At 46.8% G+C, this 8,470-nt stretch carries 6 protein-coding genes; 1 reads left to right on the top strand and 5 read right to left on the bottom strand.

The window, feature by feature from the left end:
- Positions 1-284 precede the first annotated feature (284 nt).
- The 5 genes from mrdA to KSW37_RS09740 all read right to left on the bottom strand — a co-directional run bounded on the left by mrdA (position 285) and on the right by KSW37_RS09740 (position 5,424).
- Positions 285-2,135 carry a penicillin-binding protein 2 gene (gene mrdA / locus KSW37_RS09760; RefSeq protein WP_217314112.1) on the bottom strand — a complete coding sequence of 617 codons (1,851 nt, stop codon included), beginning with the start codon at positions 2,133-2,135 and terminating at the stop codon, positions 285-287.
- Positions 2,136-2,198: 63 nt separating this feature from the next.
- Positions 2,199-2,696 (bottom strand): rod shape-determining protein MreD, encoded by a 498-nt coding sequence (gene mreD, locus KSW37_RS09755; protein WP_217314111.1) that lies wholly within the window; start codon positions 2,694-2,696, stop codon positions 2,199-2,201.
- A 28-nt stretch (positions 2,697-2,724) separates the two neighbouring features.
- A complete protein-coding gene (gene mreC, locus KSW37_RS09750) occupies positions 2,725-3,597 on the bottom strand; it encodes a rod shape-determining protein MreC (RefSeq protein ID WP_217314110.1) in 873 nt (290 codons plus the stop codon).
- Positions 3,598-3,627: 30 nt separating this feature from the next.
- Positions 3,628-4,650, bottom strand: a complete 1,023-nt coding sequence (locus tag KSW37_RS09745; RefSeq protein ID WP_006847875.1) for a rod shape-determining protein — start codon at positions 4,648-4,650, stop codon at positions 3,628-3,630.
- A gap of 180 nt (positions 4,651-4,830) precedes the next feature.
- Positions 4,831-5,424 (bottom strand): IMP cyclohydrolase, encoded by a 594-nt coding sequence (locus tag KSW37_RS09740; protein ID WP_119236676.1) that lies wholly within the window; start codon positions 5,422-5,424, stop codon positions 4,831-4,833.
- Positions 5,425-5,842: 418 nt separating this feature from the next.
- Between KSW37_RS09740 and clpB the strand changes: the two genes are divergently transcribed.
- Positions 5,843-8,359 (top strand): ATP-dependent chaperone ClpB, encoded by a 2,517-nt coding sequence (gene clpB / locus KSW37_RS09735; RefSeq protein WP_217314109.1) that lies wholly within the window; start codon positions 5,843-5,845, stop codon positions 8,357-8,359.
- Positions 8,360-8,470: the final 111 nt, after the last annotated feature.

The following is an 8,470-nucleotide window of genomic DNA, read 5'->3' as shown; positions in this document are numbered from 1 at the left end:
TGCCCCACACGCCCTGAAAGGGCAGAAGCTCCTAGCCCAGGGCATCGCCCTGGGTTATTTCGGGCGCTAGTCTGTCGCCCTGTAAGGGCAAAAGCTTTAAAAAACTCCAGGCAATACATAAAGCTTTTGCCCTTACAGGGCGTCTTGCTGATTGCTATTATACCCAGGGCGATGCCCTGGGCTAGGAGCTTCTGCCCTTTCAGGGCGTGCTGCTTCTGGAGTTTTTGAGCCTTCAGCCCGTACTTAAACTACATGCGAAAGTTCAATACATTATCAATTGTACATTATCTACTGCTTAATCCGTAGGCGATTCTCCGGGCCTGCATCTCTGCAGCCCTGCGCTCAGAATCAGGAGATAACTTACCCTTGAGATACTGCTCCATCATCAGACCGCCGATAGGCACACCATAGTCAGCACCCCAACCACCATTCTCTACATACACGGCAATGGCAATCTTCGGATTGTTCATCGGAGCAAAGCCCATGAATACAGAGTGGTCGTGGCCACGGTTCTGTGCCGTACCCGTCTTGCCGCAAGCTTCGAAATCGTAGCGGCCTAGCAGCTTACAGGTTCCCTTCAGTGCCGAACTTCTCATACCGGCTACCACATAGTCGTAAGCCCGTCGGGAAGCCTTGGTATAATGACGTCGGGTATAGAGCGTATCAAGCGGTTCGCCCTTCACCTTTCTCACTACATGAGGCACATAATAGTATCCCCTATTGGCAATGGTAGCACCCAGGTTGGCTATCTGCAACGGTGTAAGGTTAACCTCACCCTGACCGATAGAAATACTGATTACCGTCAGTCCGTTCCATGAACCATTGTAAGCCTTATCATAGAACTGTGCATTCGGAATCAGACCGCGTTTCTCGCCAGGCAAGTCGATGCCCAACTTATAGCCGAATCCCATGCTCACCATATAATCTTTCCATATGGTCATCGCATTCTGTACGCTGCCATACTTCTTGCGGTTACCTATCATATAGTAAAGACCCCAACAGAAGTAACCGTTACAAGAGGTACTGATGGCATCAATCAGCGCAATAGGCGACGGGTGACCATGACAGCCTACATGCAGACCCTTATAAGAGAAACCATGATTACATGGGAAAGCTGTTCCCGGTGTGATGATACCTTCTGTAAGATAAGTCAGCGCCTGGGTGGTCTTAAAGGTAGAGCCCGGAGGATACTGACCCTGAATACTACGGTTCAGGAGCGGTTTCCAAGGATTATGCGAGAGCCACTTGTGCATCTTGCCGCGGTTTCTACCCACCAGACGTCTTGGATCGTAAGAAGGAGAAGAAACCATAGCCAGCACATCGCCCGTTCTAGGGTCGATGGCAACGATACTGCCGATTTTACCCTGCAGCAGACGTTCGCCCAAGGCTTGCAACTTGACATCCAATCCCAGCGTCAAGTCCTTTCCAGCCACAGGTTTCTGGTCGAATTTACCATTCTGATAGCTACCCTGAATTCTGCCGTGAGCATCTCTCAGCATAATCTTCACACCCTTCTCACCACGCAGCTGCTTCTCATAAAACTTCTCTATACCCAGTTTTCCGATATAGTCGCCAGCCTGATAGTAGTCATCGTCTTCAATATCGCTTTGCGAAACCTCACCCACATCACCCAGCACATGGGCTGCATAAGGATAGGTATATTCTCTGACGGTACGTTTCTGGACATAGAAACCGGGGAATCGGAACATCTTCTCCTGGAACACACTGAAATCCCTATCGCTCAGCTGTCCCATAAAAAGCTGTTGGGTATAGCGCGAATAGCCCGGGTTCTTAGAGCGGTCCTTGATATCGTTCATTCGCTTGATAAAAAACTCTTTCGTAATACCCAGCGAATTACAGAAATCCATCGTATCAAGTCGGCCGCTCTCCTCGTTCATGACCACCATCAGGTCGTAAGACGGCTGATTATACACCAGCAGCTTACCATTACGGTCGTAAATGGCACCACGAGCCGGAAACTCAATACGCTTCAAGAAGGCATTACTGTCGGCATTCTTCTTGTAGTCGTCGCTCATAATCTGAAGCGTAAACAGACGAATCATGTAAATGACCACAATAGCTGTGGCCACTCCACCGATAACGAATCTTCGTTTTTCAAGATTGTAATCCAACATACCTTATTATATATAGCAAACTAAAAATCGTGTTCTTTTCTCTCTCATCACTTATCCGGAATCTTACTTCCTGAAACTTTCTGTCGCCATCACCAATACATAAGTGATAACCATACTTCCGCCTATACATTCCAACCAGTGAACCCAATTAAAGAAATTGAAAGTTTCGAGTGTAAAGAACAATAGATTATAAACGAGAATGATAATAAATACGTACCAGCAATATGCACCTACGCCGATAGTATGCATGGACGGTTCCAGATCGTCGGCACTGTCACGCGGTACGAAAAGTTCAAACAAATAAGGTTGTAGCAGTCCCACAGCTGTCATCGAAGCTGCTGCAACACCTGGCGTATTGGCAAATACGTCCACACAAAGCCCCATCATAAAGCACCACAATAGCACCGCCCATTTAGGATGGTTGCGGCGGAAATGCAGTACCATAATGATATACAGCAAGGGGGTGGCACAATTGAAAAGATGAATATGATTAAACACCAATCCCTGTACCAGCACGAGCACCACAAAGGTAGCTAGTCTTTTCACTAAATCTATACTCATTGCTTTTATATCCTCTTACTATACGTCATTATTGATTATTGTCTCCATTTGATTCGATGCTATCCTGTGCTGCACGCATAATCTCCAAACGCTCTTTCATGGCAGTATCATCAATGACACACACATCACGCAGGCGGGCAAAATCGGTAGAGAGGCGAAGTTGTACGCGATACGACAGCCCATCGGCAGAGTTGAACACGTGCAATATTCTGCCCACTCTCACACCAGGAGGGAATACAGCAGAATAGCCACTCGTTACCACATAGTCACCCAATTTAAAGTGAGCATGACGTGGCACCTCTTCCAGATAAGCAAGGTCAGACACACCACCCTTCCAGCGCAGATAGCCAAAATAGCCTCTATTCTGAATCATACAACTGATGTTCGACTTCGTGTTCAATACCGGAATCACGATAGCGTAATGTTCTGCCACCAGATACACGATACCCACAACACCCGTACCGCTGATTACACCCATATCCTTATGGATGCCATCCGCGCTACCTTTGTCAATTGTCATCAGGTTGCCGGGTTTATCGATACTATTCGCCACCACCTTAGCCGGAATCAGACGATAGTTTCTCAGCAATGCAAACTGATCACGATGGTAGATGCTGCTATCCTTGGTCGCGCTCACGAGACTGTCGGAAAGTTTCTGCACCTCCTGTTCGAGATACGCATTGCGCTGTGTGAGTTCCTGGTTCACCTTGGTAAGTGAGAAGAATGTTTCTACATTCGCATCCCATTCATACAACTTACCTGTTACGGCATTAGCCGAGGAGAACCAGGCACTGCCCTGATAGCTGTTATACTGAAACAACAGCACCATACTCACCACCTCAAGAATCAGGAAGACAAACCAATGGTTGTATTTCGCTAAAAACTCTAAAAGGTTGCGCATACTTTATTCTTATATTAGAATAAGTTCTGATTATCTCATCAAGAATGAGAATCGGTCTACATTCTTCAACGCAATACCAGCACCCTTGGCAACACTGTGCAATGGATCTTCTGCGATGTGGAATGGGATATTGATCTTATCCTGCAAACGCTTGTCGAGACCACGGAGCAAAGCACCACCACCAGAGAGCCAGATACCATTCTTCACGATATCGGCATAGAGCTCAGGAGGTGTATTCTCTAATGCTGAGAGCACAGCGTTCTCAATCTTTGCCACTGTCTTATCCAGGCAGTGAGCAATCTCCTGGTAGCATACAGGCACCTCCATAGGCAACGCTGTAATACGGTTAGGACCATGTACGATGAAGTCCTCTGGAGCCTCATCACCAAGATCGGTCAGAGCTGAACCCACATGAATCTTGATACGCTCAGCCATACGCTCAGAAACCTTCACGTTGTGCTGACGGCTCATATATTCCTGAATATCGGCAGTAAGGTCGTCACCTGCTGTACGGATTGAGTTGTTCGATACGATACCACCCAATGAGATGACAGCGATTTCGGTAGAACCACCACCTATATCAACAATCATATTACCCTCTGGAGCCTCAACATCGATACCGATACCGATAGCGGCAGCCATTGGCTCAAAAATCAAATATACATCACGTCCGTCTGCATGCTCGGCTGAGTCGCGCACTGCACGAAGCTCAACTTCGGTAGAACCAGAAGGTACACCGATAACCATACGGAGTGAAGGAGAGAAGAGACGGCTACCTGTATGAACCATCTTAATCAATCCACGCATCATCTGCTCACAGGCAGTAAAGTCGGCAATCACGCCATCACGCAATGGTCGGATAGTACGGATATTATCATGAGTCTTCTCGTACATCATCTTAGCCTTCTCGCCCACAGCAATCATCTTGTCGGTACGGCGGTCAAGGGCTACAACAGAAGGTTCATCCACTACAATCTTATCATCACTGATAATGATGGTATTGGCTGTACCCAAGTCCATTGCGATTTCCTGAATAAATGAAAAAAATCCCATTTTATTTCTAAATTATTTTAAGCTTAAAATTTACTTTTTATTTAAGGAGTTAAGGAGTTAAAGGAGCATAGAAGCCACGGCAACAGTCTGTCCATATACCGGGAATTGAATCCACACACAGACACTTGTCCTTACTTCTTCCACTTCTTAACTCCTTAACTACTTTATTTTTCAGAGAGTTTACTTAGCAAACCATGCATGGATTGCAGTATCGTAGTGAGAACTTACACCGAATGCACGCTCTGCAAACATCTTGCGATCTTCGATATCAGTCTCAGCACCCTTCTTCTTCAAGATATCGAGCAATACGCTGTATTCAGCCTTGCTAGGAACGATAACCACGTCCTTGAAGTTTTTGGCACCTGCACGAATCAAAGAGATACCGCCAATATCGATTTTCTCGATGATATCAGCATCGCTAGCACCGCTAGCTACAGTCTGCTCAAAAGGATACAAGTCTACGATGACGAGATCGATTGAAGGGATTTCGTATTCCTTCATCTGCTCCTGGTCACCCTCGTTGTCACGGCGAGCCAAGATACCTCCAAATATTTTAGGATGAAGAGTCTTTACGCGACCACCCAAGATAGATGGATAGGTAGTGACCTCCTCAACTTTCTCGCATTCATAACCCAAAGATTCGATAAACTTCTGGGTACCACCAGTACTCAGGAACTTTACACCCTCTTCATTCAACTTGGCGAGCAATTCGTCCAAGCCATCCTTGTGGAAGACAGACACCAATGCTGTCTTGATTTTCTTTGTTTCAGCCATTGAACTTATAAATTATAATTTATGATGGTGCAAAGGTACGAAGATTATTTTGATTACACAACATTTCCCCTCATAAAATAGCATTATTTAAAGGATATTTAAAAGATAATTGAGAGAAATCAAGAAATAAGCAACTCAAGTTTCGCATGTAAGCCCCACACGCCCTGAAAGGAGCCTGGGCCTTCAGCCCGTACTCAAACCGCCTTCTTCTGTCATTCTGTCCGGAAATATCTCTTAATTCTATCTTTTATCCGCCCAAAACAAGACAAAATGTCAGTAAATCACTGATTTTCAACGAATAGGCATAAGTTTCGCTAAAGGATGGGAGGAACGCACCGGGAGGTTTCCGAAGAGGAGATTCCGGGGCTCATCCAAATAACACAAATATGAATATATAAATTAGAAAGGAGATATAAATATGACATTCGACAAATTTACAATCAAGGCGCAGGAGGCGGTACAGGAAGCCGTAAACATTGCGCAGCGAAATGGTCAGCAAACCATCGAACCGGTGCATCTGCTTAGCGGTATCCTTGAAAAGGCTACCGATGTGACCAACTACATCTTCCAGAAGTTGGGCATGAACGGACAGCAAATCGCCATGCTCTTGCGTCAGGAGATGCAACATCTGCCTCGTGTGCAGGGTGGCGGTCAGCCGTACCTCAGCAACGAGACTAACCAGATACTGATGAATGCCGAAGATACCGCCAAGAAAATGGGTGACGAGTTCGTTAGCGTAGAGCCTATCCTGTTGGCTATCGTTCAGGGCAACTCTACTGCTGCACGTATTCTGAAGGATGCTGGTGCAAATGCTAAAGATATGCTCGCTGCCATTCAGGCACTGAGACAGGGACAGAACGTAAAATCACAAAGCGCTGATGACAACTATCAGAGCTTGGAGAAATATGCGAAAAACCTTGTAGAACAGGCAAGAAGTGGCAAGCTGGACCCAGTTATCGGACGTGATGAGGAAATAAGAAGAGTACTCCAGATTCTGTCACGAAGAACCAAGAACAACCCTATTCTGATAGGTGAGCCTGGTACAGGTAAGACTGCCATCGTAGAAGGTCTTGCCGAGCGTATCGTACGTGGCGATGTACCAGAGAACCTGAAGAACAAGCAGCTCTATTCTCTCGATATGGGTGCGCTGGTAGCCGGTGCTAAATACAAGGGAGAATTTGAGGAGCGTCTGAAGAGCGTCATCAAAGAGGTAACCAACGCCAACGGCCAGATTATCCTCTTTATTGATGAGATTCATACCCTGGTTGGTGCTGGTGGAGGCGAAGGCGCCATGGATGCAGCCAACATTCTGAAACCTGCGTTGGCTCGTGGTGAACTGAGAGCCATCGGTGCTACTACCCTCAACGAGTATCAGAAGTACTTCGAGAAGGATAAGGCTCTGGAGCGCCGTTTCCAGACCGTCATGGTTAATGAACCTGACGAGGTAGACGCCATCAGCATACTCCGTGGTATCAAGGAGCGCTACGAGAACCATCATAAGGTACGTATTCAGGATGATGCCTGCATTGCAGCCGTAAAACTCTCTGAGCGTTACATTTCCGACCGTTTCCTCCCAGATAAGGCTATCGACCTGATGGATGAGGCAGCAGCAAAACTGAGAATGGAACGTGACTCTGTACCAGAAGAACTGGATGAGATTACCCGCCACTTGAAGCAGTTGGAGATTGAGCGTGAGGCTATCAAGCGCGAGAATGACCAACCTAAGATTCAGCAGTTGGATAAGGAAATTGCTGAATTGAAGGATCAGGAGCATGACTTCCGTGCTAAATGGGAAGGCGAAAAAGCACTCGTCAACAAGATTCAGCAGGATAAGCAGGAGATAGAAAACCTGAAGTTTGAGGCTGAACGCATGGAGCGCGAAGGCAATTACGAGCGTGTGGCTGAAATCCGCTATTCTAAACTGAAGGCGCTCGAGGATGACATCAAGAAGATCCAGGAGCAGCTGAAGAGTACACAGGGTGGCGCAGCGATGGTCAGAGAGGAGGTTACAGCTGATGATATCGCTGAGGTTGTAAGCCGCTGGACCGGAATACCAGTAAGCCGTATGATGCAGAGTGAGCGTGAGAAACTGCTCCACCTGGAGGAAGAACTCCACAAGAGAGTCATCGGACAGGACGAGGCTATCACCGCTGTAAGTGATGCCGTTCGCCGTAGCCGTGCCGGTTTGCAGGATCCTAAGCGTCCTATTGCCAGCTTCATCTTCCTCGGTACTACCGGTGTAGGTAAGACTGAACTTGCCAAGGCTCTGGCTGAGTATCTGTTCAATGACGAGTCGATGATGACCCGAATTGATATGAGTGAATATCAGGAGAAGTTTAGCGTAACCCGTCTGATCGGTGCGCCTCCAGGGTATGTAGGCTACGATGAAGGTGGCCAGTTGACCGAGGCTGTACGCCGCAAACCATATAGTGTGGTTCTCTTCGATGAGATTGAGAAGGCGCATTCTGATGTATTCAATACCCTGTTGCAGGTATTGGACGATGGCCGGTTGACCGACAACAAGGGTCGTGTAGTCAACTTCAAGAACACCATCATCATCATGACTTCCAACGCAAGCCGTGAGATATTGCGCAAGACTTTCCGTCCTGAGTTCCTGAACCGTATTGACGATATCATCACCTTCAAGCCATTGACCCAGGAGCAGATTGCTGAGGTTGTAGAACTTCAGATGAAGCGAGTAAAGAAGATGTTGGAGCCTCAGGGCTTTGAACTTTGCTGGACTCCTGCAGCTATCCAGTATCTGGCAAAGGTTGGATACGATCCTGAGTTTGGTGCCCGTCCTGTAAAGCGCGCTATCCAGGATTATGTATTAAACGACTTGAGTAAGAAGATTCTTGCAGAAGAGGTTAGTAGAGAGAAGCCAATCACCATCGATCATACAGATGCAGATGGATTGGTCTTCAAAAACCAATAATCCCAGCAGATAATCTATCCGCAGGAAACAGGTTTTAAATCATAAAGATAATGGGTGACAGATATCAAATCTGCCACCCATTTTTTATTTTACTCAAGTTTCGCAAGTTCA

This window comes from Segatella copri, assembly GCF_019127135.1.
Taxonomy (GTDB): domain Bacteria; phylum Bacteroidota; class Bacteroidia; order Bacteroidales; family Bacteroidaceae; genus Prevotella.
This window is presented reverse-complemented; position numbering and strand designations above follow the sequence as displayed.

What these genes read in the sequence shown, in the direction of transcription:
- mrdA (WP_217314112.1), bottom strand. Translation starts at nt 2,135, where the DNA reads ATGTTGGATTACAATCTTGAAAAACGAAGATTCGTTATCGGTGGAGTG.
- mreC (WP_217314110.1), bottom strand. Translation starts at nt 3,597, where the DNA reads ATGCGCAACCTTTTAGAGTTTTTAGCGAAATACAACCATTGGTTTGTC.
- KSW37_RS09745 (WP_006847875.1), bottom strand. Translation starts at nt 4,650, where the DNA reads ATGGGATTTTTTTCATTTATTCAGGAAATCGCAATGGACTTGGGTACA.
- clpB (WP_217314109.1), top strand. Translation starts at nt 5,843, where the DNA reads ATGACATTCGACAAATTTACAATCAAGGCGCAGGAGGCGGTACAGGAA.
- KSW37_RS09740 (WP_119236676.1), bottom strand. Translation starts at nt 5,424, where the DNA reads ATGGCTGAAACAAAGAAAATCAAGACAGCATTGGTGTCTGTCTTCCAC.
- mreD (WP_217314111.1), bottom strand. Translation starts at nt 2,696, where the DNA reads ATGAGTATAGATTTAGTGAAAAGACTAGCTACCTTTGTGGTGCTCGTG.